This is a genomic window from Terriglobia bacterium (assembly GCA_020073085.1).
Taxonomy (GTDB): Bacteria; Acidobacteriota; Terriglobia; order JAIQFV01; family JAIQFV01; genus JAIQFV01.
On the sequence record JAIQFV010000005.1, the window covers coordinates 86,728 to 112,414 of the forward strand.

25 protein-coding genes are annotated in these 25,687 nt (G+C 56.1%); 10 read left to right on the plus strand and 15 right to left on the minus strand.

The features are described from left to right. Positions 1 to 41 precede the first annotated feature (41 nt). Together LAO21_07130 and LAO21_07135 are read right to left on the minus strand one after the other, a co-directional pair. Entirely contained in the window at positions 42 to 2,783 is a 2,742-nt protein-coding gene (locus LAO21_07130) for a hypothetical protein (protein ID MBZ5552476.1), read from the minus strand. A 102-nt stretch (positions 2,784 to 2,885) separates the two neighbouring features. Next, positions 2,886 to 4,463 (minus strand): S41 family peptidase, encoded by a 1,578-nt coding sequence (locus tag LAO21_07135; protein ID MBZ5552477.1) that lies wholly within the window; start codon positions 4,461 to 4,463, stop codon positions 2,886 to 2,888. A gap of 230 nt (positions 4,464 to 4,693) precedes the next feature. Here LAO21_07135 and tatA point away from each other — a divergent pair, with 230 nt between their 5' ends. The 3 genes from tatA to LAO21_07150 are packed head-to-tail and all read left to right on the plus strand — an operon-like array spanning position 4,694 to position 6,734. Beyond that, positions 4,694 to 5,017 carry a twin-arginine translocase TatA/TatE family subunit gene (gene tatA / locus LAO21_07140; GenBank protein MBZ5552478.1) on the plus strand — a complete coding sequence of 108 codons (324 nt, stop codon included), beginning with the start codon at positions 4,694 to 4,696 and terminating at the stop codon, positions 5,015 to 5,017. 38 nt (positions 5,018 to 5,055) lie between these two features. Further along, complete coding sequence (tatC, locus tag LAO21_07145; GenBank protein MBZ5552479.1) at positions 5,056 to 5,772, plus strand: twin-arginine translocase subunit TatC; 717 nt, start codon at positions 5,056 to 5,058, stop codon at positions 5,770 to 5,772. Beyond that, positions 5,769 to 6,734 carry a M28 family peptidase gene (locus tag LAO21_07150; GenBank protein MBZ5552480.1) on the plus strand — a complete coding sequence of 322 codons (966 nt, stop codon included), beginning with the start codon at positions 5,769 to 5,771 and terminating at the stop codon, positions 6,732 to 6,734. The genes tatC and LAO21_07150 overlap by 4 nt, the downstream gene beginning before the upstream one ends. 6 nt (positions 6,735 to 6,740) lie before the next feature. Here the strand turns inward: LAO21_07150 and LAO21_07155 are convergent, their stop codons facing one another. From LAO21_07155 to LAO21_07180, 6 genes are all read right to left on the minus strand, one after another. Beyond that, complete coding sequence (locus LAO21_07155) at positions 6,741 to 7,166, minus strand: peptidoglycan-binding protein (protein MBZ5552481.1); 426 nt, start codon at positions 7,164 to 7,166, stop codon at positions 6,741 to 6,743. Positions 7,167 to 7,381: 215 nt separating this feature from the next. Beyond that, positions 7,382 to 8,050 (minus strand): hypothetical protein, encoded by a 669-nt coding sequence (locus tag LAO21_07160; protein MBZ5552482.1) that lies wholly within the window; start codon positions 8,048 to 8,050, stop codon positions 7,382 to 7,384. A gap of 242 nt (positions 8,051 to 8,292) precedes the next feature. Continuing rightward, a complete protein-coding gene (locus tag LAO21_07165; GenBank protein ID MBZ5552483.1) occupies positions 8,293 to 9,855 on the minus strand; it encodes a Do family serine endopeptidase in 1,563 nt (520 codons plus the stop codon). Positions 9,856 to 10,186: 331 nt separating this feature from the next. Continuing rightward, on the minus strand, positions 10,187 to 11,068 hold the full coding sequence (locus LAO21_07170) for a DMT family transporter (GenBank protein MBZ5552484.1): 882 nt from the start codon (positions 11,066 to 11,068) through the stop codon (positions 10,187 to 10,189). Between the two features lie 24 nt (positions 11,069 to 11,092). Next, positions 11,093 to 11,686, minus strand: coding sequence for a CDP-alcohol phosphatidyltransferase family protein (locus tag LAO21_07175; GenBank protein MBZ5552485.1), 594 nt, complete (start codon positions 11,684 to 11,686; stop codon positions 11,093 to 11,095). Between the two features lie 30 nt (positions 11,687 to 11,716). Then, positions 11,717 to 12,190, minus strand: a complete 474-nt coding sequence (locus LAO21_07180; GenBank protein ID MBZ5552486.1) for a transcription elongation factor GreA — start codon at positions 12,188 to 12,190, stop codon at positions 11,717 to 11,719. A gap of 462 nt (positions 12,191 to 12,652) precedes the next feature. Between LAO21_07180 and LAO21_07185 the strand changes: the two genes are divergently transcribed. Then, positions 12,653 to 14,137 (plus strand): oligosaccharide flippase family protein, encoded by a 1,485-nt coding sequence (locus LAO21_07185; protein ID MBZ5552487.1) that lies wholly within the window; start codon positions 12,653 to 12,655, stop codon positions 14,135 to 14,137. Positions 14,138 to 14,236: 99 nt separating this feature from the next. Here the strand turns inward: LAO21_07185 and LAO21_07190 are convergent, their stop codons facing one another. The 3 genes from LAO21_07190 to LAO21_07200 all read right to left on the minus strand — a co-directional run bounded on the left by LAO21_07190 (position 14,237) and on the right by LAO21_07200 (position 16,414). After that, a complete protein-coding gene (locus LAO21_07190) occupies positions 14,237 to 15,157 on the minus strand; it encodes a site-2 protease family protein (protein MBZ5552488.1) in 921 nt (306 codons plus the stop codon). Between the two features lie 185 nt (positions 15,158 to 15,342). Beyond that, positions 15,343 to 15,609 carry an integration host factor subunit beta gene (locus tag LAO21_07195; protein ID MBZ5552489.1) on the minus strand — a complete coding sequence of 89 codons (267 nt, stop codon included), beginning with the start codon at positions 15,607 to 15,609 and terminating at the stop codon, positions 15,343 to 15,345. A gap of 364 nt (positions 15,610 to 15,973) precedes the next feature. Then, positions 15,974 to 16,414: a DUF420 domain-containing protein gene (locus LAO21_07200; GenBank protein MBZ5552490.1), complete on the minus strand. Its 441-nt coding sequence runs from the start codon at positions 16,412 to 16,414 to the stop codon at positions 15,974 to 15,976. 301 nt (positions 16,415 to 16,715) lie between these two features. Between LAO21_07200 and dcd the strand changes: the two genes are divergently transcribed. From dcd to trpD, 5 genes are all read left to right on the plus strand, one after another. Beyond that, entirely contained in the window at positions 16,716 to 17,270 is a 555-nt protein-coding gene (gene dcd / locus LAO21_07205; protein ID MBZ5552491.1) for a dCTP deaminase, read from the plus strand. Between the two features lie 35 nt (positions 17,271 to 17,305). After that, the gene (locus tag LAO21_07210) at positions 17,306 to 17,833 is read left to right on the plus strand and encodes a peroxiredoxin family protein (GenBank protein MBZ5552492.1); all 528 of its coding nucleotides are present in this window, start codon (positions 17,306 to 17,308) and stop codon (positions 17,831 to 17,833) included. Positions 17,834 to 18,048: 215 nt separating this feature from the next. Beyond that, the gene (locus LAO21_07215) at positions 18,049 to 18,582 is read left to right on the plus strand and encodes a gamma carbonic anhydrase family protein (protein MBZ5552493.1); all 534 of its coding nucleotides are present in this window, start codon (positions 18,049 to 18,051) and stop codon (positions 18,580 to 18,582) included. Continuing rightward, positions 18,579 to 19,847 (plus strand): histidine--tRNA ligase, encoded by a 1,269-nt coding sequence (hisS, locus tag LAO21_07220; GenBank protein MBZ5552494.1) that lies wholly within the window; start codon positions 18,579 to 18,581, stop codon positions 19,845 to 19,847. Before LAO21_07215 ends, hisS begins: the two co-directional genes overlap by 4 nt. Positions 19,848 to 19,883: 36 nt before the next feature. Then, a complete protein-coding gene (gene trpD / locus LAO21_07225) occupies positions 19,884 to 20,912 on the plus strand; it encodes an anthranilate phosphoribosyltransferase (protein MBZ5552495.1) in 1,029 nt (342 codons plus the stop codon). Between the two features lie 4 nt (positions 20,913 to 20,916). Here the strand turns inward: trpD and LAO21_07230 are convergent, their stop codons facing one another. The 4 genes from LAO21_07230 to LAO21_07245 form a co-directional block, all read right to left on the minus strand. Next, the gene (locus tag LAO21_07230) at positions 20,917 to 21,537 is read right to left on the minus strand and encodes a hypothetical protein (GenBank protein MBZ5552496.1); all 621 of its coding nucleotides are present in this window, start codon (positions 21,535 to 21,537) and stop codon (positions 20,917 to 20,919) included. Between the two features lie 2 nt (positions 21,538 to 21,539). Continuing rightward, the gene (locus LAO21_07235) at positions 21,540 to 22,184 is read right to left on the minus strand and encodes a hypothetical protein (GenBank protein ID MBZ5552497.1); all 645 of its coding nucleotides are present in this window, start codon (positions 22,182 to 22,184) and stop codon (positions 21,540 to 21,542) included. A 5-nt stretch (positions 22,185 to 22,189) separates the two neighbouring features. Beyond that, positions 22,190 to 22,843 (minus strand): sigma-70 family RNA polymerase sigma factor, encoded by a 654-nt coding sequence (locus tag LAO21_07240; protein ID MBZ5552498.1) that lies wholly within the window; start codon positions 22,841 to 22,843, stop codon positions 22,190 to 22,192. Between the two features lie 194 nt (positions 22,844 to 23,037). Further along, positions 23,038 to 23,625, minus strand: a complete 588-nt coding sequence (locus LAO21_07245; protein MBZ5552499.1) for a periplasmic heavy metal sensor — start codon at positions 23,623 to 23,625, stop codon at positions 23,038 to 23,040. A gap of 274 nt (positions 23,626 to 23,899) precedes the next feature. Between LAO21_07245 and LAO21_07250 the strand changes: the two genes are divergently transcribed. Further along, on the plus strand, positions 23,900 to 25,654 hold the full coding sequence (locus LAO21_07250) for an ABC transporter ATP-binding protein/permease (protein ID MBZ5552500.1): 1,755 nt from the start codon (positions 23,900 to 23,902) through the stop codon (positions 25,652 to 25,654). The last annotated feature ends 33 nt before the right edge of the window (positions 25,655 to 25,687 follow it).

Sequence of the window (25,687 nt, forward strand, 5' to 3'; positions counted from 1 at the left end):
AAGCAGGCCTTCTTTTCTGCCCATCCCTGCGGCGGACAACGTCAGCGGATATCCGGGTTCTCGACAGCCCCGAAAAAGATGCTATTCAGGAACAGGCGTGACGTGCCTTCCCAGAATGACCTGAAGTTAGGATCGTCCCCGTAAAGGATGACATGTCCGCGTCCGGTGGTTTCACGGATCAAGTAAGCCGTGTTGGGAAACTTCTTCAGGTTGTCCTCCGTGATGAAGCCGCTCACCCGGAGGTTCTCTTTTGGGTAGTAGCCCACATTGTCACCCTTGGCGGTGAGCGACAGAATCGGGCTGGTCATGTTGGCAACGACCACCTCCTTGCCGTAACCAAAAGCCAACGGGTGAGTATTGTCGAGCTGAATTCTCATCAATGCTCCGGGGATCCGGTCGGTCTGGGTTTTCTCCTCCTTCTGTTCCCAGGTTTTCAACTTATCCGCCAGTTCCCGGGCCTCATTCTCTTTTCGACTCTTCTCGTCGGGGGGCGGCGGGCCGGGTGCTGATTCTGAGGGCCGGGCGGGAGTTGCGCCGGGAGCCGGTTGAGCCGCGGCTTTCTCCTCCTCCATTCGCGCGTCATCATCGCGTTTCAAAACGTAGTGGTATGTAACAGAGGAGAGCCCCGATCTCTTTTCGGTTGCAAACACGGCGCCACCCTTCAAGCCAATTAACGTTCCCCCGTCACGAACCCAGGCCTTGAGCCGATCAGTGGTGCCGCGGTCAATCGAACGGGAGTAGCCGCGCCCCGTCCCCATGTCATCGGGAAAGATGAGCACATTGTAGTCCTTCAACTCGCCACCCCGCAGTTGATCGATCTTGAGGGGGGTGAATTCGATGCCATATTGATTGTCGAACATATTCCAGATGGCGCCGTACTCGGAGGGAGCGACCGGTGGACCCGTCACGACGGCGATTTTCGGCTTGCGGATCTCTCGAACGAAATTGGATCCAAGATCGATTCCGGACTGGGAGAGCATGGTGTTTTCCGCGTACACAGCGACATGAAACTCCTTGGCCGCCGAAGCCATCCTCTCGTGAAGAGTCTCGGTATTGCGCGCGACGGGAACCACGATCGAACCGGCCATGAACTGTCGTCCCTGGATCGCGAAGGGTTTGAGCGCCACCGAAGCTTTAATGTCTTCTCGGAGCAGGGTGGCGAGCAACCGGGCTGCGGAATTGGTCCTCCACTCAAATACGTAGGCGGCCCTCGCTTTCCCATCCACGCCGCCGGCCTCGTAGGAGGCCCGCTCCACGTTTTGCGATGAAACAGAAACGGCACTGTCGGTATAGAACGCTTCGATTCCAAAGGCCAAGGGCATGGACCATGCGGTAATGTCGTAAAAAAACTTTTCCTTTAGTGTGGCGTCTGGCTCCAGCAGGGCGCGAACAAGCCGACCCAGCGGCTGGGCGACCCGGACTATATGCGTCCCCTCAGGAAATTGTCGCTCCGGCAGGGTCGCCCCAAAATAGTCATGGATGCCGGGGACGGTGAAATTCTGAGTTGCCTTCAGCACCTCGATACCTTGCGAGAGAAGCAGGTTGACCAGCGATGCCTCTCGTTCAGGGTCAGGGCCGACCGGAATCAAATAGGTCTTCACCGGACCGCGCTGCCCCTGGTCGATGGACTCCTGTTTCCCCTTATAGTAATCCCGCAGCAGGGCCTCTCGATTATGGGCAGTCGTCAGCAAGGTGCTCATCGAACTGGTGACGTGATGGTCGACGCGGTCCCGGAGTGTAAGGAAGGTTTCATCGCGTCGTTTGAACCGGAGTCCGCCCATTCCACCGCCGGCCTGCTCATAGGTCATTCCGACCGCCCCGTTGAAGGCCGGCCACGAGTCCCCATAGGCGGGATAAAACAGATCGAAGTCTTCATGGGTAAAATACTGCCATCCGTGCGCATCAAACGCTTTTGCGTTCTCCTCGCCAAAGATCTTCAGCCATTTGACAACCTGGGATGAAATGTTGGTATTGATCGGAAGCGCGTTCGGAGGGAAGTAATAGGTGGATTCCGCCCCCATCTCGTGGTAGTCGACATGCACCTGGGGGTTCCATTGCCGGTACATCCGGATCCGGTCCTGCGTTTCGCGTTGCGTCTGCCAGGCCCAATCCCGATTCAAGTCGAATAGGTAATGATTGAATCGGCCCCCAGGCCAATTTTCACTGTGTTCAGCTGCATTGGGATCCGGATTGGGACGGATTCCGACTTGTTGCTCGTAAAAATTGACATAGCGCTCATGCCCGTCGGGATTGACCAGGGGATCAATGATGGTGACGGCGTTTTCCAATATGAACCGGGTGTCCGGATCATTGCCCGCGGCCAAACGGTAGATCACTGCAAACGCAGCCTCGGCGCTGGAGGACTCGTTTCCATGGACGTTGTAGCTCAGCCAGCATACCGGCGGAGTCGTCGAGAAAAGAGTCTCAGCGGCCGCAGGGTTTGTCCTCCGAGGATCGCTGAGGGCTTGCAGGTTTTTCTGAATGATGTCGAGGCGCTTAAGATTCTCGGGGGCCGAGATGATCAGGAGATAGAGGGAGCGGGCCTCATAGGTTTCTCCATATTTGACAAGCCTGACCCGGTCGCTCTTTGCTGCTACGGCCCGGTAAAATTGTTCAGCCTGGAAAAAATGCGTGAACTGTTCTCCGACGCTGTGCCCGATCACCGATTGGGGTGTAGGGACCTTCGGATCGAACTCCGCCTGGGCCTGGAGAGGTCGGATAGGGCAAAACAGGAACCAGAGAGCCAACGGGAGCAAGGCATGAACGGATGCGTGACGAGACATGAGTCTCCTTCCCCAAACTGAGTCGGCAGGCGCCCCGATCCACCGCGGACCGGAGCGCCCCACAGCAATCGAACCACTTATCGATGGAGTTTTACTGAGGGATTACTTTGCCACTCGCTCAGCAATGGCTCGCCGCGCACTTTCAGCCAGTGACCTCGCCTCGGGCATGACTGCAACGGCCTTCTGGACCTGTTCGTCCGAGTCCAGGGTCGTGCGGTAAGCCTCGACTTGTCCGAACTGGGATAGGAAGAGCTGGTACTTGAGGGTGCGTTTAATGAAATCGAGGTTTTCCTGAATGTCGGCCTCTTGAAACCGGATCTTCTCGGAGTCCAGGAATTTACGGAAGTCGTTCAGCACCGGTTCGTTGATTTCAAAGTCTTTGCCGATCCTCTCGTGTTCTGCGAGGAAATGGCTCGCAAAGTTGAAGAACGCATATTTTTGAACGAGCAGGGTCTGGAAGGAGTTCACTTCAGGGGATCGAACCTTGACATCAGGAGTGATGCCTCCCCCGCCAAACATCTCGCGGCCGCTGTCGGTCAACTTGATCATGGTGGGTTGATTCTGGTCGTCCTTCTTCCCGTAGAAGTAATCGAAGAAAGACTGATGGTGATAATCGCGTTGGATGAGCCGCCCGCTCGGGGTATACCACTTGGCAACGGTCAGGGCCAAACCTGTATGGTCATCAAGAGGATAGACCGTCTGAACCAATCCCTTTCCGAAGCTGGTTTCTCCCACAATCAAGCCGCGATCATGGTCTTGAATCGCGCCCGCGACAATCTCCGCCGCGCTGGCACTGCCCGAGTTGATCAGGACCACCAGCGGATAATGATGATTGCCATTCCCATGCGGGGCGGTAAACCGCTGTTCCGGGTGGTTCCGTCCTTTGGTGTAGACGATAAGCTGCCCCTTATTCAGAAACGTGTCTGCCACGCGGACCCCTTCGTTCAACAGGCCTCCGGGATTGTCACGAAGGTCCACAATCAGTCCTTTCAGGGAGTCTTCCCCGATGGCCTGCAGTTTATCGGTAAGTTCCTTGTCCGTTGTTTCATTGAAATTATTAATCCGGATGTAGCCGATTCCCCCATCCAAACGATAGGCGAAATCGATGCTCCGCCGTGGAATCTCGTCCCGGGTGATCGTAAATTCAAAAGGTTCTTTGGCGCCTTCTCGCACCACCGTCACCTTGACCATCGTGCCTTTGGGTCCTTTGAGGAGACTGGCCACCTCGGTGGTGGAGAGGTTATCCGTGGATTTGTCATTGACCCGGGCGATAACATCGCCGGGCCGGATCCCTGCGCGGTAGGCAGGCGATCCCACGAAGGGCGCCACCACGACCACCTTTCCGTTGCGTGAAGCGACCGTCATTCCGACGCCAAAGTACTTTCCCGTTTGTTCTTCACGGAGGGCACTAAAGGCCTTGGCGTCAAAAAAGGTGGAATGGGGATCAAGGGTCCTTAACATTCCATTGATAGCGCTGTAAACCGACTTTTGAGGATCGACCTTTTCGGCGTAGTTGGCTTCTACCAGGTCAAGCACCTGTGAAAAGGACTTCGTGACTCCTTCCAAATCGTCGGGAGAGCTGGCTGAAGTGGCCAGCGCATACTTGCCGAGTGTCCCTCCCAGAAGGGAGCATGCGGCAATCACCAGAATCAATATCCATCCACGGCGTCCAAGTTTCATGTAGTCAATCTCCTTGAAAATACAAAACAAAGTATAGCACAGAGGGTTTCCTGTGGGATATGAATGTGTTGGGAACTTAACCGTCAGCGATCCGCTGTCAGGCGACGGCTGATGGCTGAGTGCTGAAAGGTGTCTTGAGCTTCTCTTGACTTCACTGCATGCTTGAAATATCATCAACGGGATTGGAGCGGGAGAAGATTCTGTTAAGGCGGTAGTGCGTTGAGGGGACTATGAATCTCGGGATGCCTGAACTGATTTTCATCTTTGTCCTGGCGCTGCTCATCTTTGGCCCCAAGAAGTTGCCGGAGTTGGGCAAGACGATCGGGAAAGGACTTGCTGAATTCAAGAGAGCCTCCAACGAGTTGAAGAGTTCGCTCGAAGAGGAGATTAGTACCGTCCAAACTTCCGCCAAGGATGCCTTCGGTGAACCCGCCAAACTCCTCGAGGGTGTTCTCGACACCAAGCCTGAGGCCAAGACAGAGGTCAAATCCGAAGCCGTTCCAGCGAAAGAAATTCCAACTCCCACTGAAGGAAGCACCCCTAACCACGGATGACCGCCGAACCAGAGCCGAACCAAACCGCTGAAGGCAGGATGTCTTTTTTTGACCACCTGGAGGAGCTGCGCCGGCGCATCCTGTACTCCATTGTCGGATTTGCTGTTGCCTTTTTCGTCTGCTGGGGCTACTGGGAGCAGATCTATAACTTTCTGGCCAGGCCCATCAATGACGTGTTGGGGGGCGAGAAGCTCATCTATCTTAACCCCACCGAGCCCTTTACCCTGTCCATGAAGCTGGGTTTCATCGGGGGCATTTTCCTGGCATCCCCCTGGCTCCTGTGGCAGTTATGGCTCTTCATCTCCCCCGGTCTTTATAAGAATGAAAAGCGGTTTGCCCTGCCTTTTGTGTTGTTCTCCTCGGTCCTGTTTGTCGCGGGTGGGAGTTTCGGGTATTATCTGGCGTTTCCCTACACGCTCAAGTTTCTGATCGGTTACGCCCCGAGTTTCAAGCCTCAGGTGACCATCAGCGAGTACTTCGACCTGGCGAGCATGGTATTGATCGGACTGGGGATCATCTTCCAGCTTCCGGTCCTCATCATGGTGCTATCGGCGTTCGGACTGATCACCCCGCGATTCCTCTGGAAGAATTTTCAATATGCGATGCTCATCATTGCGGTCCTCGCTGCAATCATTACTCCTACCACAGACATCCCCACCATGCTGCTCTTCATGGCTCCCATGCTGGGTCTCTACCTGATGGGAATTCCGATTTCCTGGATGTTTGCCCGCAAGCGTGCCAAGAAGAGATCATGAGATGTTTTTTGCGAACTGTCGTCGCAATGTGGTTCATCACATCGCTCGTCGCGTGTGGTAAGCCATCCAGCAATTTTTCGGCAACGGACTCGACGGCGAGCCCCGCGGGCAAGGAAGCAAATCCGGGTCGTGTGTTTAACGGAACCCGGGCCTATGAGTATCTGAAGGCCATGGTTGAGGTGGGACCGCGACCTTCAGGTTCAGAGGCTAATGTCGCCACTCAAAAATTCATCCTCCAGACCCTCAAACAGCAGGGGATTGCGGTTGAAGAGCAGCCGTTTCTCGCAACGACGCCCCGTGGGCCGGTTTCGATGAACAATCTGATCGCGAAAATTCCGGGCGTTTCTTCTGAGATCATCGTTCTTGGAGGCCATTACGACACGAAACTCTTCGAAACCTTCCGTTTTGTCGGGGCGAACGACGGGGGATCCAGTGCGGCCTTTCTTCTAGAGATGGCAGGGAACTTGAAGCGTCGGAAGAATCCCTTCACCGTCTGGTGTGTGTTCTTTGATGGGGAGGAAGCCGTGCACGAATGGACCGACACGGACAGCCTTTACGGAAGCCGTTACTTTGTACAATACATGAAATCGTCCAGCCAGCTCTCGAAGATCAAGGCCATGCTCTTGGTGGATATGATTGGAGATCGCGATCTGAACCTGTTGAAGGAAAGCAATTCCACGCCCTGGCTGGTTGACATTCTCTGGAACTCAGCGGCCGATCTGGGCTACAAGAAAAATTTCTTGCCGGAGTCTTTTTCGATTGGAGGGGACGATCACTTTCCCTTTTTGCAGGAGGGCATCCCCGCCATGGACCTCATTGATTTTGACTACGGGTTCTCCAATGTCTACTGGCACAGTGAGCAGGACACGGCGGACAAGTGCAGTCCCCGGAGTCTTCAGATTGTCGGGGAGACGGTTCTGAAGGCCTTGCCCGCCATCGAGGCCCGACTCCAGCGGAAGTAATCTCCATCAGGACTTCAGCCCCATCGCTTTCAGCGTCTTGACATCCAATTTCCCGGTGGCATTCAGCCCATGCATTTGTTGGAACTTCCGGATCGCCCCCTCCATCTGCTGGGAATCCCATACTCCATTCGAAGGTCCCGCCATCGCCCCTGAATCAATGAGCTTTTCTTGAATCTCGCGGGTGCGCTCGGCATCCGGTTTGAGTTGTCCTTTCGGCCTCGCGGACCGTTTCTTTCGGGAGGTTTTCTTCTTGGAACTGAACGACTTTCCTTTATTTTGCTGGAGGGAAGAAGACGGCTTCTTTGCCCGGGAATGAACCTTCAGACGGGAGGTTCTTGAGTTGGGGAGAGCCTTTGAACTTTCATTCCGGGACTGAGCTGACACGGGAGGGGCACTCAGTCCAAGCAACAGCACGAAAAGGCTAACAAGCATGACCGGCCGCAAGGTTCCCTCCGAATTTCGAAGTATAAGAATTGGGCACATTTGAAACGGGTTGGCTGACACATTCACAAATTGACGGGGTAGAGAGGACGGACCTGAAAGAGGAAGGACGCTCAACCCACTCCGCCCTTACTGGAAGAGCGCTCCGCCGTGATCTGCCAAAGGGGAGCGCCCTTTTTCTACTGTCCGGAGGGAACCCCGTCGGACTATCTATTGACCGGGACCTGCATGGTGAGCGGGCGATCCAGACGGATTACCAGGGAAGTTCCCGCGGGCAGTTCGAGGTCCTTGCCGCGTCGCCGCATGGAATCGGCAAGCCCAATGATGGCGCCCACGCCTCCGCCAATAGCGGTTCCCTTGGCCCCACCCGCAATTGCTCCTATCCCCGCGCCGACCCCACCCGCGCCGGCGACCTCGCCGGCATCCCGTTTCCTGGATGATGGACCGGAGATGGTGCCTTCTTTGCCGACCTTGGTCTTATCGGACGTTTCTGCGCCGGTTGTGGAGGCCACAATCGTCTCCGTGTAGCCGTTCGGCAGTTGAATCTTCTCAAAGGCGATATCCAATTTTCCGACGCCATGGGTTCGTCCTGGGCGCTGAACCTCGGCGACGCGGCCGTCGACCCGCGTCCCATAAGGAATCGCCTCTTTGCCATTGACGTAAATCGGTTCACGAAGTGTGGCGCTAAACCTGTCCCCCACGCGGGCGGACTTGGTCGAGAGAGTCGTGTCGAGCGCGACCCGAAGGTTCGTACCCTCTTGAACCGTGACCGTCGCGGAGTTGTCATCACCGCGAGGCTGTGCAAAAGCAACCACCCCGAACGTCCCCAACGCAAAGACAAGAGTGAAATACGCAAGAGCTAATCTCTTCTTCATGAAAATCCTCTCCTTCCTTAGGTCCCTTGGTGCCTTTGGGTGTTGGATGCCTTGGCTCTCGAGCGCGTTGTCCCGGGAAAACCTAACGCTTTGATAATTCAATCTCAGCTTCCGGACGACCGGGGCAACCACAGGGCTTGACTGACGCTCCTCGCTGTTCCGGTTGCGGCCCGCCCAAAGGAGAACCTCTTGGGAGGTTTCACGCAGGCTTCTTCGAAGAACTGTTCCGCAGGTCAGGACCTTTATGGCAGGGTCGTCCCCACGTAAGTCGTGGTCCCTTGCCCTTTGTCCTGCGCCCGCCAGAACAGGAACATGACATCGTCACCTGACTTCAACTTGGCTTCGATCCGACGAAAATCGGTAATGTTATGGACCGGCTCACGATTGATTTCCAGGATGACATCATACCGCTGCAGCCCGACATCATCGGCCACGCTGCCGGGCTCAACTCGAGTGATCAAGGCGCCATCCACTTCCTTCAGGTTGAGTTGACGAGCTATTTGGGGAGAGACGTTTTGAATCGTCATTCCAAATTTGACCTGGCCGGATTCCTTGTCTTCTCCCGTGGTGACCGTTGGCTCGCCGCACCGGTCCGGGAAAACCTTGCATCGATCGAGAATGGTGACCTGGGCGGTCTGATCCTGCCCGTCGCGCAAATACTTCACCGTCACCGTTTTCTCAAGCGGGGTATCCGCGACAACTTGTACGAGATCATCCCAATTGCTGATAAACTTCCCGTCGATGGTGCGGATCACGTCGCCCCGCTTCAACCCGGCTTTCTCGGCAGGACCATCCTTCTCAACATTTTCGACGACGACCCCTTTTCCATCCTTCGCACCAAATGATTTGAGGACCACTTCGCTCTGCGGCCGGCCCGTATGCGAAATGCCGATCGAGCCGCGTTCCACGCGTCCGCGTTCAATGAGTTGATTGTAAACCTTGATGGCCGTGTTGGATGGAAGGGCGAATCCATAGCCCTGCCACACGCCGGTGTTTGTGGCGATGGAGGTGTTGATTCCGATGACTTCGGCATCCATGTTGATGAGCGGGCCGCCGCTGTTGCCGGGGTTGATCACCGCATCGGTTTGGAGGAACTTCTTAAACTGCGCTCCGGGATCGATCTGATCGCGGTTCTTCGCGCTGATGATGCCGGCCGTCAAGGTTTGCTCCAGCCCGAATGGACTCCCCACGGCCAAAGCCCAATCGCCGACGTTGACGCTGTCCGAATTGCCGAACTTTGCGACCGATAATTCGGCTCGAGGCTCAATCTTGATGACCGCCAAATCGGTTTCCGGATCGGCCCCGATCACCTTGACGTTCTTGTACACGTCGCCATTGGCCAATTTAACGGTAATCCGTTCGGCATCCTTGACCACATGGTTGTTGGTCATGATGTAGCCCTTCTTGTCGACAACGAAGCCGGACCCGGAAACTGGGGCAACAAAGCCTTCGGGCGGCTGGGGCCCCTCGAAAAAGTGGAAAAAATCAAAGGGGTCGTCAAACTGGTTCGGCCCGGGGGTCCTCCGAAGCCGATTGCGGTCGGGCTTGATCTTCAGGTCAGCCGTAATATTAACCACCGCTGGCTCGACGGTCTTGGCAACTTGAGAGAATTGTGACGAGAGTTGTCGAGGAGCAGGAATTGTGAGCGGTGTGGCGTCGGCCGCGGCCTTTTTGTCGGCCCGCACTCCATGAGTCACAAGGGTCCCGATTAAGATTCCCACGGCCAGTGTCGAAAAAATGACCAGGCCCGAAAGCAACGCTTTCTGTTTCGAAATTTCCTTCCACCGCTCAATCATTCTAACCATGAAATGCTCCTCTGCAACCCGTTTCTCTTGTCCCTCCAGGCCGGAAAACCCGGCCGTAACACGGACCCTCGCATGCAAACAGTTACCGTGCATTTTAGCACGCGGACTCTTCTTTAGGCGAGTCTCAAAATTCATTCTCAAAATTCATTCTACATCCTGCGCTTGGGTGCCGCCGCACGAAATGTCCTCTTCGTGGCGTCTCTGGAGGCCCATCGCTCAGTGGAGAAAATCCCGGATTTCGAAATCCGGAACTCAGGCTGCCAGGAAGGTGACCCACTCGGCGCGAGAATACCCCAGCCGATCCGGTCGACACTGCTTCATGAGGATCCCACTAGGCCATGGGCTCGATGGATATCTTTTCCTTGCTGCGAATCTCGGAGGCGATGATTCCGATAAAGATCAGGCCGCACCCAGCCGCCATTTGCGCATTCCAGCGCTCATGGAGAGCGTAGTAGGTGACCACCGCGGCAAAGACCGGCTCCATGCTGAAGATGAGGGCGGTTCTTGAGGGAAGGGTATGTTTCTGAGCCCAGTTCTGTGTATAGAAGGCGAGGGCGGTTGCCAGGATGGCGGTCACCAGGATTGCCGCCACAATCCTTCCTGAGAGGTGCAAGGGCGGAATTCCGTTCCTCATCGAAAGGACGCTGGAAGCCACTGCGGTCACGCCAATTTGACCGACCACGAGGACCTTGAGATTTCGGGCGCGCGCATAGTGGCCGACCACGATGACATGAATTGCAAAACCCACGGCACAAAGGAAGGTCAGGAAGATTCCCCAGTCGATGGGACGGAGCGAACGCGTACCCGTGAGCAGATACAGGCCGACCAGCGCGCATGCTGCGCATAGCAGATTGACCGCGGAGGGAATCTTCCGCTTGAGGACCCCTTCAAAGAGAGGAACAAGGATGACCGAAAATCCCGTGACGAAGGCCGATTTTGAGGGAGTTGTCAGTTCCAACCCTTTGACCTGAAGAGTAAAGCCCACCCAGAGAAGCAACCCAATCCAGACCGCGGCAACCAGGTCACTCTTTTGACTCTTTCTGAGATCCCCCCGGAAGAGAACGACCAAGACGAGAGTGGCCACAAGAAACCGCAGGGCCAGAAATTCCAGGGCATCGATCCGGGCGATGGCATCTTTGACGATGGTGAAGCTGGTGCCCCAGATAAAGGTGATTCCGAGCAGGGCAAGCTCAGCCTTGGTCTGGATGGACATGGGGGAGGAACCAGCAGTCAGCTATCAGCTCACCTTCGGGCTATTGAGGGTTTCCTTCCAGGTATACAGGCAACGGTGAAATACTGTGACATTGGAGAGCACCGCAATCACCCACAAGACGGCGGCCATTCGATTGAAAAGGGCCCCGATGATAATCAACACGATCCGCTCTGGCCGCTCCAGGAATCCCACCTTGCATTGAGCGATGAGCGATTCCGCCCGGGCTCGGGTATAACTCACCATCACCGAGCCAGCCATCACAATGGCCACCAGGACGACGTAGAAAAATCGCCTCGCCCGGGCATAGTAGATGAGCAGACCGATGAACAGCACCACATCGGAGTACCGGTCAATCACGGAATCCAGGAAGGCGCCGAAGTCGGAAACGCGGTTGGTCAGCCGGGCGACCTGGCCGTCCAACATGTCAAACAACCCCGCAAAAATCACCACCCCGCCCGCGACTAGAAAGCGGTCCTCGGCAAACAGGTAGGCGGCATAGAGATTAATGAGCAGTCCGACAATCGTCAGCATGTTCGGGCTGATCCGGAGCAGGGACAGGACATAAACGATCCGGTCGATGATCCATTGACAAACCACGCCGATGGTATGAGTGATCATGATGGGTGATGGCGGTTGTGCCGGCAGAGCTCAGGGCTTGGAATCATGAATGGTCATCATCTTCAAGACCTCAAATTCCCGGACCCCCGCTGGAGTGCGGACCTCGATCGCGTCCCCGATCTTTTTGCCTAACAGGCTGCGCCCGATGGGCGAACTGATAGAGATCTTCCCTTGGCTGACATCAGATTCTTCGGCGGAGACCAGCGTATAGACGACTTCGGTGTCACGTTGCAAGTCTTTCAGGGTCACGGTCGAGCCAAATGCGATTTCGCCGCGGGGAATCCGGTCGAAATTCACCATGGAGGCGTCTGCCAGTCGCTTCTTCATTTGGGCTAGCCGCAGCATCAGGTAATCCTTCCGTTCCTTGGCCGCCTGGTATTCGGCGTTCTCCCTTAAATCACCCAGTGCGCGGGCCCGTTCCAGTTCTTTTGGAAGGACATGATGCAGCTCATGCTCCATCCCTTTGATTTCAGCTTCCAACTGTCTGACCACAGCATTCGACATGGCATTTAGAGGTGATTCAGCGGAACCACTGAAGCCTGAACCTTTCCTGCCTCAGGCGCATCCGAATTCGACACCGCATCTCCGGTAAGAGGTTTTATAACACATTCAAGAAAAATGAATCAACCCCGAATAGACCGTAGCCAGGATCGGCCTCCCGACCTTGAGAACCGGGACGACCGCTGTTTATTTGCCGGGATGCATTTCAAATCAGTGTAGAATAGGCGCGATCAGGAGAGACTTGGGGATGAACCGGTGGGAAAACATCCTCCCGCGAACGCCCTGGAAATCTCAGGCAGGATCTCCTTCGTTGCAATCCATTTCAGTACTTGGAAGTCCTCTATCAGCCATGCACCAGCTCGTTCTCCGGGCTGCCCATGACATCCGGCGAAAAAGCGAAACGCGCTCATTGTTAATTCTCCAGAGGAGAACAATCTTCTTCGTTGGTCCGAAACAGAAGCGATCATGAAGAGAATACTCAAGGCAAGCACGATGACAGGGGGCGCCGCCGCTTTCAGCCTTCTCGCCAACGCTGTGCGCGTCAAGATTGTCGCAGTGCTGGTGGGAACTGCCGGATTAGGGGTGATCTCCTACCTCTACAACCTGGTTCAGCTGGCCTCCTCGGTGAGCAATCTGGGGGTTGGGAGTGGGGTAGTTAAGATGACCAGCCAGAACCTCTCCCGGGGTGAAGGGGAAGGGATTGACCGGCTTAAAGTCACCGCATTCTCGCCGACCTTCTGGCTGTCCGTTACGGTGTCGCTGGCCCTGATCGCGGCGTCGAAAAATCTATCCATCTGGCTCATGGGGGACGCGCGCTACGCGACTTACGTACAACTGGTGGCATTAAGCATTCCGTGTCTGACCCTGAGCCAATCCTTGACCTCCGTCCTGAATGGGTTCAAGGCGATCCGTGAGATCGCGCTCATTACAGCGGGGGGGGGCTTCATCACCGTGTTGCTGGTCGCCCCGCTGGTATGGAAATACCACGTGACCGGAGTGGTGCTGCTTCTGGTTTTACAATCAGTGGCGGTTCTGATCCTGACCCTCCTGTTCTATCACGGGAGAATCCCGGGTCTGGGGGTAATTCGGGCCCTCTCTTTCCGGGGATTTGACTCGCGCGTGGCCCGCTCGCTTGCGGCCTTTGGGGTCGCAACCTTCCTGCTCAACGTTTTTCAAAGCCTGACATTTCTGATGGTCCGCAAGCTGATCCAACAGAGATTTGGAGAGCACGGGGTTGGACTCTATCAGGTGCCTTATGGACTCACGCTCCAGTACTTGAATATCGTCTTGATTTCGCTGATGACTTACAGCTTGCCGACGATGAGCGCGCTTCGAGAGGAATCGGCTCTGTCTGCTGAATTGAACCACACGCTGCGGGCTTCGGTACTGGCCATTGTCCCGATTATCTCTGCCCTCCTTGTCTTGAAAAGATTTCTGGTCTTGCTGCTGTATTCTCCCCAGTTTCTTCCCAGCGTGAGTTTGTTGGAAATTCAGTTGATCGGAGATTTCTTCAAGGTCGTGGCCTATGTCTTCGGGGTCGCGCTGCTGTCCCGCCCGCGTCTCATCGCCTGGCTGGTATTGGATCTTTTCTGGGATGCGGTTTTCATCGGTTCCAGTTATTACCTTTTGGGGCGTGTGGGTCTTGTAGGAGTAGCGATCGCATTCCTTGGAGCGTATTTTGTAACGTCCGTCGGGTTCGCACTTTTCGCGAGGCGAAGCATGAGGATCGGCCTCAACGCCGCGAACCTGAAGTTGATCGGGCTGTCGGTTGTGGCTCTCGCGTCGATCGCCTGGGCGGCCCATGCCACGCTGCCCGTCTCAGCCGCAGCCGCAGTCGCTGTCCTGGCCCTCTGGTTAGTGGTGTGTTTTAAGAAGAGCGAGATTCAAAGGGGTCTTGCCATGCTCAGAAATCTCTCGTGGGGCGACGAGAAATCGGCACTCTTGCCTTGAGGTCGGATCGCGTACCTCGCGGCCGTGTTTTTGAGGGGAGGTCTCTTTGGATCAGGAGGTTGATTGGGAGGCCGTCAGGATCTCATCATTGAAATCGCTCTATCGGAAGGAAATCGGCGACAGAGTAAAGCAGAGGACAAAAATAATCAGCGAAACAAAGGCCAGCCACTGACGGCCGGGACCAAGCTGGATCTCCTCATCAATGAGGCGAGGATGGCGCGTTCCCAACACCAGCATAATGCCCGCCCAGAACAGCCATCCCCCCCAATAGACAACGCCCAATGGTATCAAAGTGATCACAAAAATACGCGAGAGGAGCAAATGCCTCTTTCCGAAGACGGAGTACAAAATGTGCCCGCCGTCGAGCTGACCAATAGGGAGCAAATTGAGTGCGGTTGCAAAAACTCCGACCCAGGCCGCAAATCCGATGGGGTGCAGATAGACGTCGTAACCATCGGGGATTTTCATTCGAATAAGCTTTTCCACCACCTTAAAAATCAGTGGATCGCCAAATGCGATCGAACTCCCAGTCCCTGCGGAAATGGGGACCACTTTGGAGAACATCAGGGACATCACAAGGGCCGGCACCGCAAATACGAACCCGGCGATGGGTCCGGCCACACCGATGTCGAAGAGGGCTTTACGATGGGTGATTGGGCCTTTAATCCGGATGAACGCGCCCAGGGTTCCAATCAAGGTTGGGGCTGGAATGAAATAAGGAAGGGTGGCGTCGATTCGATAGATCCTGCAGGCGATATAGTGCCCCATCTCATGGGCCAGAAGAATTCCCAGCAGGGTAAAGGAGAAAGGAACACCCGCCAGCAGAATGGAGGGATGAAAGAAAATCGTCAGGAAGAAATCGAGCGAGGGATCGACGCTGTTTTGGGAATGAAACGCGAGGGCCAGCGCCGAGCCGACGACAAGAGTTGTGAAGATCGTTCCCACAAATAACAGGCCATGGAGCCAATACTTCGGACGTCGCGGGGCCGGATGCGTATAGTCCTCAAGGGACAGCGTCACAAAAGGTTCTGAAGACCGGGATTCAATAGGTTGAGACATCGCAGGAATGAGCCTTTCCCCCTGGGACGACCTTCGGTCCGGGGAAAATAAAAAAGCGAGACCATCCAGCTCTGTCTCGCCTTCAACGAGTTCCTTCGAACCCTGCGAAAACCCTCGCACGGCTCTGTGACTTTCATACACCCCAGCTAATCAAGATGCAGTTCTTTGCCGGGCTTGAATCGAACCGCTTTGCCGGGCTTGATGGCGACTTCAGCCCCGGTGCGGGGGTTGCGGCCAATCCCGGTCTTGCGAGGCTTCACGTTGAAAACCCCGAAGCCGCGCAATTCAATGCGCTCGCCCCTTTTCAAGGCATCCTTCATGGCCTCGAAGACGCCTTCCACTGCCATTTCCGCTTTGGTCTTGGAGATCCCCGTCTTATTCACCACTTCATTCACAATGTCGAGCTTGATCAAGGCGTCCTCCTTTGTTTCCATCACTCTGCAGCGCGGGGCGATGTCGGCATGGAACTCATCCAGCGCAAAGAAAAGAGAACTTATGCTAATGAACCGTGCGCATTTGTGTCAAGGGTTATCTCATCGCCTTGTATTATCGTTGGTTGGGTCTTCACAAAGTTGACGTGGCATGGCACACGGTGAATCGACGATTCTTTGGAGTGAGTGGTGACCTGCCATTTGGTGGGGAAGGCCGGACGGGATCCTACCGGGGGCGAGTAATCAGTCTCCGGTTTCTCGATGCCGGCAGGGCGGCGAGGGCTGACAGGGCCTCTGAATGCCCGGTGTCACTGCCGGCCTACCGGTACTAATTCGTTGCCCGGTACTAGAAGAGATAAACCCCAACACCCGTGAAGATGACTAGCCACCAGAGGACCAGTTCCACACGCATCCATAACTTCCAACGATGAAAACGAAGCCGTTGCGGGAGAAGGTTCGTTCCGGCCACCACGGCGATATAAAGTCCGAGTAATTCAGCCACACCTCCCATCACGGCGTGGATGAGAGCGATCGTGTAATATCGCTCGCCCAGATGTTCCGGCAGCGGCGGCAGGACTTGTCGGTGAAACGTTGGCCACATCAGCCACCCGATCATCACCGCATTCAGAAGCAGTACCGTCGCCTGACAGATTCCGTGCGCAATGAAATGCTTTCGCCGGGCCAGCAGCGCGCCCGCCACCAATGCCACCCCCATGACCAATTGTGCCAGCAGATTGGCGTCCGATTTAAACGAGGCCCCCGTCCCGAGAAATCCCTGTGTGGGCATGCGTGCCGCCTCTTCTTTCTGGGGGGAGGCTGTGCCGTACCACCTGCGCCCCTGCTGAATTGAGTGCAATTAGGATGACCCAGGATTGGGTTTTTTATTCCCGTGGCTTCAACATTGAGGAGGGTCAGGGAGCCGATGAGGTTCCTTTGCTGGCTCGGGCCAAATCCTGGAGCAAGCCACGATGGGGTGTCCGCTGTATAGGTCACAAACCTGGCCCCAATTCGTGTTGCCAAGCAAAATCCATCAATGGTATCTTTGGCGTGCCTTTCGCTTCCCACTCTTCGAGGAGACTTCATCCATCTTGAGCATAAAATCGGACACGTGGATCCGCCGCATGGCGATGGAGCATCACATGATCGAGCCGTTTGCCGACCGGCAGGTTCGAGAGGGAAAGATCTCATTTGGCGTCTCTTCATACGGCTACGATCTTCGGGTGTCCGATGAGTTCAAGATCTTCACAAACATTAATTCGACCGTAGTGGACCCCAAAAATTTCGACGAACGCTCGTTTGTTGAGGTAAGGAATGACGTGTGCATCATTCCGCCGAATTCCTTCGCGCTGGCCCGGTCCGTAGAGTACTTCCGCATACCTCGAACCGTCTTGACAGTGTGCGTGGGAAAATCCACTTACGCACGATGTGGGATCATCGTGAACGTCACCCCTTTTGAACCGGAATGGGAAGGATTCGTAACGCTCGAGATATCAAACACGACCCCGTTGCCCGCAAAGGTGTACGCCAATGAGGGACTGTGCCAGATTCTTTTTTTTGAGGCCGACGAGGTGTGCGAGATCTCTTACAAGGATAAACACGGAAAGTACCAGGCCCAAAAAGGAATCGTTCTTCCCCGGATCTAGCCCTTCACCCTTGCCCGTCGCGAGAGGAGGCCGGTATGCCTTCCCGAAAATCGAAGTTCCAGTTGGGGGATCGGGTGCCTGATTTTGTGCTGCCGGACAGTGAGCATTCCAGGTTCTCTCTTCGGGAGCACGTCGGTCGCGGGCCATTGCTGCTGGGATTCATCCGCGGAACCTGGTGTCCCTTCTGTCGCCGCTTCATGCAGCAGGTGCTTCAGTCAATCGAGGAGATGCAGTCTCTGGGTTGCGAGGTCGTCCTGATTGCGTCACAACCCCTGGCGCCCATCCTTCGATTCTCACGGCAGGAGAAGCTTCCATTTAGGATCCTTGCGGATGCGGACCGTGCCGTGACGCGGGAGTACGGGGTCTACCAGGCCCTCGGGTTGATGGGAGTCAACGTAGCCCGCCCCGCGGCGTTCCTCCTGAATGAAGAGGGCCGAATCCTCTACCAGTTTGTCGGTTCTGCGACGGACCGTCCACCCATCCCCGAAATCTTGAAGATGGTCAGGACCTCTGCGGGTCGGAAGGGATCTCATCCCGCAGCCGGGTACAGAGTGAAGGCCTAATCTCCCTATAATTCTGAGGTCGTTCCCCGCCGGATTCGTTGAGCCCGAATGCAGGCCCCACTCCCTATTCCTTCCCCCTTAACGTTCCGCCCGCGATCCTCGTGTTTCGCGGCTCGTCCTTTCGCAAATGCCCCCGTTTTCTTGCCAATTCAAAATCCTTGTGTTAGGTTTTGCGTTCATTTGCACGTCGTGATGGCAGGGCCAGGGAGAGTGTGATGATCCTATCCTATCAGGGCAAGAAACCCCGGATTGCCAATGGGGTATACATAGCGCCCAGTGCCGACATCATTGGAGACGTGGAAATCGGGGAGCACTCTTCGATCTGGTTTCAAGTTGTGATCCGGGGTGATGTCCATTCGGTTCGAATCGGGACTTGCAGCAACATCCAGGATGGATCCGTCCTGCATGTTCACCGGGGGGAATATCCTTTGACCCTCGGCGACTATGTCACGGTCGGGCACTCCGCCACCCTGCACGGGTGCACGGTCGAATCTAACTGCCTGATCGGGATGGGGGCGACCGTCTTGAACAATGCCCGGATTGGCACTGGTTCCATCGTTGCCGCGGGATCGCTGGTTCCGGAAGACACGGTCGTTCCGCCGCAGAGCCTCTTCATGGGGACTCCCGCAAGATTCATTCGCCGTTTGAAGGAGGCGGAGCAGGAGAAGATTCTGCAGTACGCCAGGAACTATCTCGAGTACAAGGAGATTTATCTGAAGGAGTCTGGCAACTCATTTTCGGCCCCATGATCAAAACCATCCGAGGCACCCGAGACATTTTGCCCCCCGAATCCCGACTCTTCACGTATGTGGAGTCGGTCGCCCGCGAGGTGTTTCGCCGCTTCAATTTTGATGAGATTCGCACTCCGGTCTTTGAAAAGGCGGAACTGTTTGCCCGGAGTGTAGGCGAGGAAACCGACATTGTTTCGAAGGAAATGTACACTTTCACGGATCGGGACGGGACGGCCCTGGCGCTTCGCCCCGAAGCCACCGCCTCCGTGGTCCGGGCATTCCTGGAGCATCAAATGGGCAATGACCCGGGTCTGAAACGATTTTACTACCTGGGTCCCATGTTCCGTCGCGAGCGTCCGCAAAAGGGGCGGTACCGCCAATTTTTTCAGATCGGGGCTGAAGTTCTCGGGGGCGATCACCCTGCCCTCGATGCGGAAGTGATTGAAATGGTCACGGAGTACCTGCACCGCCTGGGCATCAAGGACTTCTCGCTCCTGCTCAACTCCATTGGGGACCGTCAATGCCGCCCTGCTTTCCTGCAGGCCTTGCGGTCGGCCGCGGAACCGGTGAAAGAGAAGCTCTGCGAAAATTGCCGGAGGAGGCTGGTGACGAACCCTTTGCGAATTCTCGACTGCAAGGAGGAGTCGTGTCAGCCTTACATCAACCAGTTCCCCTCGATCTTGGATTTTCTTTGTGCAGAGTGCCGGGCGCATTTTGAGAGACTCTGCGCACTGCTGGACAGCCGCGGCCTCCGCTATCAATTGACCCCGCGCATGGTGCGAGGGTTGGATTATTACACGCGGACCACTTTTGAGATCACGAGCGATCAATTGGGGGCGCAAAACTCCCTGCTCGGAGGCGGTCGTTACGATGGGCTGTCAGAAATGCTGGGCGGACCCGCGGTCAAAGGGATCGGGTTTGCCATCGGTTTGGACCGCTTTGTGCTGGTCCTTTCACAGATTCAGCCGGCCCTGGGGGAGGATCCCGTGCAGTTGTATGTGGCATGGCTGGGCCCGAATGCTTTTTCCAAAGCATACGAACTCACCCAGAAGTGCCGCCAGGTCGGCGTGCGCTGCGTCATTGAATTCGATGAGCTTAAGCTGAAAAAAGCCCTGTCAAATGCAGACCGAATGAAGGCCGGGCAGGTGTTGATCGTGGGAGAAGATGAGATTGCCCGGAATTCCTTCCAGTTGAAGGACATGAAAGCGGGTACGCAGGAGTCCCTCAGTGAGAGCGAGTTACTGGCGCGGCTCTCGGCCTTAGCCGAGGAATCTCGAAGATAATGATCTTTGAGGAGAGAGGACTCGATCTAAAATCTCGTGGAAATCCTGGAAAAAGTTCTTACCTTTCAGTCTCTCGCATTTGAAGAAGCCCGCCTGCTGATGCAGCAGATTCAGCAAGGCACCTTCTCGGATGACCAAATTCGAGCCATCCTTCTCGCGTTGCGGGCCAAGGGGGAGACGGCGGATGAGATAGCGGGCTTTGCCAGCGTCATGCGTGAGAATGCCCTCCCGGTGCATCCGGAATCCCCGATCGTTGTCGATACGGCGGGGACCGGGGGAGACGGGCTGAACACCTTCAATATTTCCACGACCGCCGCGTTTGTCATCGCCGGCGCCGGAGTCCCGGTCGCCAAGCACGGGAACCGGGCAGCATCGAGCCAGAGCGGCAGTGCCGACGTCATGGCAGCCCTGGGTGTGGAGGTGGATCTGCCGCCGGAGGCTGTCGAAGAGTGCCTGCGCGAAGTGGGCATCGCCTTTTTGTATGCGGCTACGTTTCACCGGAGCATGGCCTGCGTCGCCAAAGTCCGCCGCGAATTGGGTGTCAAGACCATCTTCAACCTGCTGGGGCCGCTGACCAATCCCGCCCGAGTCAAGCGACAGGTGATCGGGGTGTGCAGTCGCGAGATTGCAGATCGAATCGTCCGAGTGTGCCAGCGCCTGGGGAGCGAGCACGTGTGGGTGGTGTCCAGCGACGATGGGACCGACGAACTCTCGGTCACGACACTGAGTTACGTGAGCGAGTTCAGGAATGGGGAGTTTTCCAGCTTCGAGGTGATCCCGGAAGAGGTGGGATTTGAACGCGGTGAAATTGATGACCTTCGCGGAGGGACTGCGCAGCAAAATGCCGATTACCTGCGCAACATTCTTCTCGGGACTGACCAGTCGTCACGGCGTGATGCCGTGGTTTTAAATGCCGCTGCGGGAATTTACGTGGCTGGGGCGGAATCGTTTGACGTCGCCTTGCGGCGCGCGCAGGATTCGCTGGACGATGGTGCGGCTTACGAAAAGCTCCAAGGACTGATCGAGACCTCGCGAAGACTCAAGAATCCTCCAAACATCCATTAATGGGTCAGCGCTTTTGACTTTCCGGATTCGTTGGTCGCTTCTTAGGAGTGGCTCGCATGGCGCCAGGTGGAGGGCCTCCCTGCATGCGCTGCATCCGCCGCCCTTCCCGGATCTGCTGAATCATGTGACTGATCCGCTGATCCGTGCGCTGCTGGTACTGCCGGAAGCGCGCGCGTTGACGGACATCGAGCTTGGAATCAACCTCTGACAAGGCGGATTGCAGGTTCTGTTCGTTCTGTTTCTTCACCTCATCGAGCTCTTTGAGTTTGCCTTGCACCTCGTCATCGGGGGCTCCACTGTCCAACATTTGATTGAGCTGTCGCTCCACGAGGCGCTTCTGACGCGCCCCGGCCTGACGCACCCGCAGGTAGTTCTTCACGACAGGAATGGTGGCGGCGTATTGCTCGTCACTCAGTTTCAGCTCTTCCTGAAGGCGGCTGATGTAGAGGGCTTCGATCAATTGCTGGACTTCGTTCTCATTGCGCGGCGCCGTCTGCACCTGGCCGTCCGCCCCGGGTGACTTTTGAGCGGGCGGCTCGGTCTGGGCAAAACGCGGCTCGGTGGTCACGATCCCCAGCAACAGCGCTCCCAGGAGGATTACACAGGCGTGATGTAAACGCGTCATGGCTAACTCTTGAGTTGTTCCTTGATCAGGGCTTTCAATTGCGTCACCTCTTCCGGCCTCAGATCGGGAATATGCTGGAAGGGGTCGGAAGAGAACTCACTCGCCACCCCCATTTCATCGTCGGACGAGCCTTCTGAATCCACCGCGGCCTCGAAGAGATCACTGGCCTGCAGGTTCTGACTCGCGAGGGCATCTTCTGTGGCTTCCACCGGAACACTCAGGTCTGATTCGGGATTCGCCGTTTCAGGGGCGTCCCGTGCCACTTGGATCGGCCCGGTGTGGATTATCTTACCATATCGATATTGGAAGACCGAGACGATTGAGAAAACCAGAACCGCAGTGATCACTGCACCGATCACGGCATAATGGAAGGGAACGAGGTGCCGGAGCGGATTCCAACGTCCCCAGAAAGGACCAGGCTCCGGGACGAAACGGATCTTTCGACTGAGATCATGACGAAATTGCAGGGCCTTGGGCTCGTCCAGATCCGGAGCCGTGTCACTGCGGGCCAGCACCTGCAATACGTCGCGGATCGACGCCAGCTCCGCGGTGCATTCCGGGCAAGTCTCTAGATGCGCCCGCGAACTCTCGTCAGCCCCCCCGGTCTCCGCCCACTCGAGAAGTCGATCACGCTTAAGATGTCTCATAACCCTCAGTCCTTTTCCCCTCGATGCACTGCTCCCACTTTCATCACTTTCCGCAGGTTGGCCAGGCCGAAGAAGACGTTGGTCTTGGCGGTGGAGACAGTGCACTTCAGGATCTTCGAAATCTCTTCGTAACTCAGTTGGTCATACACGCGCAGCTTCAACGCAGCCTGCTGGCGGGGCGGGAGCTTGTCCACCGAAGCCCGCAGTGCAAGAAGCTGCTCATCCTGCTCGACCCGGTCGTCAATACGCACAGAAGGATCTTCGGCCGATTCGACTTCGACCTCTTCGCCATGCGACCGCTGCCGGTGAAGGAAGTTGATGCAATTGTTAATCGCCACCCGGTAAAGCCACGTTTTGAAGCTGGACCGGCGGTTAAAGGTTCGTAGGCCCTGGTAAGCTTTCAAAAAAGCGTCCTGCGCCAGGTCGTAAGCTTCTTCGGGATGGTGAGAATACCGAAAACACAGTCGGTAGATGGGCCGTTGATACGCTCGAACGAGTTCGTCGAAGGCCTCCCGTTCACCTTTCAGGCACCGTTCCACCCGTTCGAGGTCTGTCATCGTCTGTGCGTCGCGACCCGGGTCCTTGGATTCGGCGCGCAGAATACTGCTGGCCATTACCTGCGAGCCGATGTCCGCCCATTGTAGCTTAAGGGTTTTCATTTTTCATTTCAAAAGGGGAGGCCGCTCCACCCGCCCTGTCTCCATTCGGCCCACATCCAGCCTGCCCGGAACGGCCCCGGTTCACGACCCTCCCTGCCATCCCGGGTCCGGGCCCTGCCCGGCCCAGATCCCTGCACGAAAAACAAAGAGTTGCACCAGGGATCCATCAGGCACTCCGCCGTTCCCGCGATTGCTTACTGCGGCTCAGAAGGATTATCCGGTTTGGGGGGTGCCGAAGGCGGCGGTGCCCCTGGGCCTCGCGGGCCGACCCCCATCCGTCCGGAACCTCGCATCATCCCCATTCGCTGCTGCATCCGTTCCTCTCCGAAGCGCTTCATCTGAGCTTGGCGCCACTCATGCAGTTTATTCAACTGGTCGGCGGTGAGTGTTTCCTTCACCGTCAGACGGGTCTGAATCTGATTTTTTAACAAGGCCCCCTGCAATGCAGAGATCTCATTGATCTTCAGGTCAACTTGAGCGTGGTCCACCTTGTCGGCATCCATCAGGCTGGCGAGCTCAAGACGTTTGATCCTCAGATCCGCCTTATTCTTAATGGCTGTCCTGGCTGAGTTCAGGAAAGCGGTTCGGAGCTTGGCATATTGTTCATCTGTGACCCCCAGCTTAGCGCGCAGATTCTGGTCCCGGAGCGCCCTAACCAGGCCTGAGTGTTGATTGACTATGCGCTTGGCGCGAAGCGGTGCGGGACCCGGCTGGGCCCACAGCGTCAACCCCATCGGCAACATAAGCATCGCGCCCAACACGATAACGATTCGACGTCTCATATAAACTCCTCCTTGAATTTACTCAATGACATAGACACTGAAGCTAACAGAAAGTTTAATCAAGGAGTTAGAAAAACTGCTTTCCATGTTGCCGGGTTTGAAAGGCTGGGATAGAATCGCTCGCTTGTGACCGCTGAAAAGTTGGCTTCCACGACTTGAACGGAGGAGAGCCTGTCGCCCCTGGGGAGAGGAAATTGCGCTGGGGGAGGTCCACACCCGGGTGGCAAGCTCTCGCGGCGTTGGATCTTGACTTGGCAAGGGATAGATAGTGTCTATGGGCAAACTTGGAACAAGTCTCCGGCCTCTGGCAGCTTATATCAAACGATATCGCCGCCGGATCGTCCTGGGTTTTCTTTGCGTGGTGACTACCAACGCCGTCGGGATGGCGTTCCCCTGGGTATTGAAGGGCGCGATTGATGATCTAACGAGGGCGCTGACTTATGAGAAACTCATTCGCTATCCTTTGATTCTGATTGGAATCTCCCTGATTCAGGCGGTGTTCCGCTTTTCCATGCGTTGGATCCTCATCGGGGTATCCCGAGATATTGAATATGATTTGCGTAATGATTTTTTTTCCCGCCTCCTGGAACTTTCTCCGCGGTTCTATCATCACAACCGCACCGGGGATTTGATGTCCAAGGCGACCAACGACATCGCCGCGGTGCGAATGCTGGTGGGCCCGGGCATCATGTACACCGCGAACACCGTGCTGGCTACCATCCTGGCCCTGAGCATCATGTTCAGCATCGACGCGCGGTTGACCCTCTACGCGATGATTCCCCTGCCGCTGGTCAGCGTCGCGATGCGGTTTTTCGGCTCCCGGATCCACGAACGGTTTGAGAAAATCCAGGCCATGTTTTCTGATATCAGCGCCCGCGTGCAGGAGAATCTCTCGGGCATTCGGGTCGTCAAGTCCTTCTGTCAGGAGGAGTCGGAAATCGAAGCGTTTAAGCAGACGAACCGGGAGTACATCCAGAAGAATCTTAGCTTGATCCGGCTCTGGGGGACCTTTTATCCCACTTTGGAACTGCTGATCGGTCTGGCATTTGTCGTGGTGCTGTGGTTTGGGGGAATGCAGGTCATTGCGGGAAAAATCTCCTTGGGTTCTTTCGTGGCCTTTAACACCTACCTGGGGATGCTGGTGTGGCCGATGATCGCTTTCGGTTGGGTGATCAACCTGGTGGAGCGTGGGGCGGCCTCCATGGGCCGCATCAATGTCATCCTCGAGACAAGGCCTGACATTGCAGACGGCCCTGAGGTCTCGGTGGCCGCTGGATTCCCCATTGAAGGCGAGATTGAATTTCGAAATCTCTCGTTTGCTTACAATGGCCAGCCGGTCCTCCAGAACATCAATCTTAGAATAGCGCCCGGACAACGCGTGGCAATCGTCGGGCATACCGGGTCTGGCAAATCGACGCTGGTCCATCTCATTCCCCGGCTCTACGATGCCCCGCGGGGAACCGTCTTCATCGACGGAAGAGACATCCGGCAATACCCCCTCGCGGCCTTGCGCTCTCAAATTGGATTCGTTCCGCAGGAGACGTTCCTGTTTAGTGAGACCGTGGCCGAGAACATCGCGTTCGGCGTCTCCGGGGCCGAGCGGCAGTCCATCGTCCGGGCCGCCGAGGTGTCTCATCTCTTTGGCGACGTTCAGCGCTTTCCCAAGCAATTCGACACGATGGTGGGGGAGCGGGGAATTACTCTGTCGGGGGGACAGAAACAACGGTCCGCCATCTCCCGGGCCGTCATACGCAACCCTAAGATCCTGATCCTTGATGATGCCCTTTCGAGCGTCGATACCGAGACGGAAGAAAAAATCCTGCGGGAACTCGATGCGGTCATGCGGAATCGCACTTCGCTCGTCATCTCGCACCGGGTTTCCACCGTGAAGAACTCCGACAAGATCATCGTCCTCTCCGAGGGCCGAATCGTTGAGGAGGGGACCCACAACGAGTTGTTGACCCGGGATGGATATTATGCGGAGCTGTATCAGAAACAGTTGCTGGAAGAAGAGCTGGAACAGATATGAAACAAGCCGTCAGCCATCAGCTTTCAGTTTCGG

Excerpts from the sequence above, each read along its gene's own strand:
- LAO21_07130 (MBZ5552476.1), bottom strand. The coding sequence starts at position 2,783 with ATGTCTCGTCACGCATCCGTTCATGCCTTGCTCCCGTTGGCTCTCTGG.
- LAO21_07135 (MBZ5552477.1), bottom strand. The coding sequence starts at position 4,463 with ATGAAACTTGGACGCCGTGGATGGATATTGATTCTGGTGATTGCCGCA.
- tatA (MBZ5552478.1), top strand. The coding sequence starts at position 4,694 with ATGAATCTCGGGATGCCTGAACTGATTTTCATCTTTGTCCTGGCGCTG.
- tatC (MBZ5552479.1), top strand. The coding sequence starts at position 5,056 with ATGTCTTTTTTTGACCACCTGGAGGAGCTGCGCCGGCGCATCCTGTAC.
- LAO21_07150 (MBZ5552480.1), top strand. The coding sequence starts at position 5,769 with ATGAGATGTTTTTTGCGAACTGTCGTCGCAATGTGGTTCATCACATCG.
- LAO21_07155 (MBZ5552481.1), bottom strand. The coding sequence starts at position 7,166 with ATGCTTGTTAGCCTTTTCGTGCTGTTGCTTGGACTGAGTGCCCCTCCC.
- LAO21_07160 (MBZ5552482.1), bottom strand. The coding sequence starts at position 8,050 with ATGAAGAAGAGATTAGCTCTTGCGTATTTCACTCTTGTCTTTGCGTTG.
- LAO21_07165 (MBZ5552483.1), bottom strand. The coding sequence starts at position 9,855 with ATGGTTAGAATGATTGAGCGGTGGAAGGAAATTTCGAAACAGAAAGCG.
- LAO21_07170 (MBZ5552484.1), bottom strand. The coding sequence starts at position 11,068 with ATGTCCATCCAGACCAAGGCTGAGCTTGCCCTGCTCGGAATCACCTTT.
- LAO21_07175 (MBZ5552485.1), bottom strand. The coding sequence starts at position 11,686 with ATGATCACTCATACCATCGGCGTGGTTTGTCAATGGATCATCGACCGG.
- LAO21_07180 (MBZ5552486.1), bottom strand. The coding sequence starts at position 12,190 with ATGTCGAATGCTGTGGTCAGACAGTTGGAAGCTGAAATCAAAGGGATG.
- LAO21_07185 (MBZ5552487.1), top strand. The coding sequence starts at position 12,653 with ATGAAGAGAATACTCAAGGCAAGCACGATGACAGGGGGCGCCGCCGCT.
- LAO21_07200 (MBZ5552490.1), bottom strand. The coding sequence starts at position 16,414 with ATGCCCACACAGGGATTTCTCGGGACGGGGGCCTCGTTTAAATCGGAC.
- LAO21_07210 (MBZ5552492.1), top strand. The coding sequence starts at position 17,306 with ATGCCTTCCCGAAAATCGAAGTTCCAGTTGGGGGATCGGGTGCCTGAT.
- LAO21_07215 (MBZ5552493.1), top strand. The coding sequence starts at position 18,049 with ATGATCCTATCCTATCAGGGCAAGAAACCCCGGATTGCCAATGGGGTA.
- hisS (MBZ5552494.1), top strand. The coding sequence starts at position 18,579 with ATGATCAAAACCATCCGAGGCACCCGAGACATTTTGCCCCCCGAATCC.
- LAO21_07230 (MBZ5552496.1), bottom strand. The coding sequence starts at position 21,537 with ATGACGCGTTTACATCACGCCTGTGTAATCCTCCTGGGAGCGCTGTTG.
- LAO21_07235 (MBZ5552497.1), bottom strand. The coding sequence starts at position 22,184 with ATGAGACATCTTAAGCGTGATCGACTTCTCGAGTGGGCGGAGACCGGG.
- LAO21_07240 (MBZ5552498.1), bottom strand. The coding sequence starts at position 22,843 with ATGAAAACCCTTAAGCTACAATGGGCGGACATCGGCTCGCAGGTAATG.
- LAO21_07245 (MBZ5552499.1), bottom strand. The coding sequence starts at position 23,625 with ATGAGACGTCGAATCGTTATCGTGTTGGGCGCGATGCTTATGTTGCCG.
- LAO21_07250 (MBZ5552500.1), top strand. The coding sequence starts at position 23,900 with ATGGGCAAACTTGGAACAAGTCTCCGGCCTCTGGCAGCTTATATCAAA.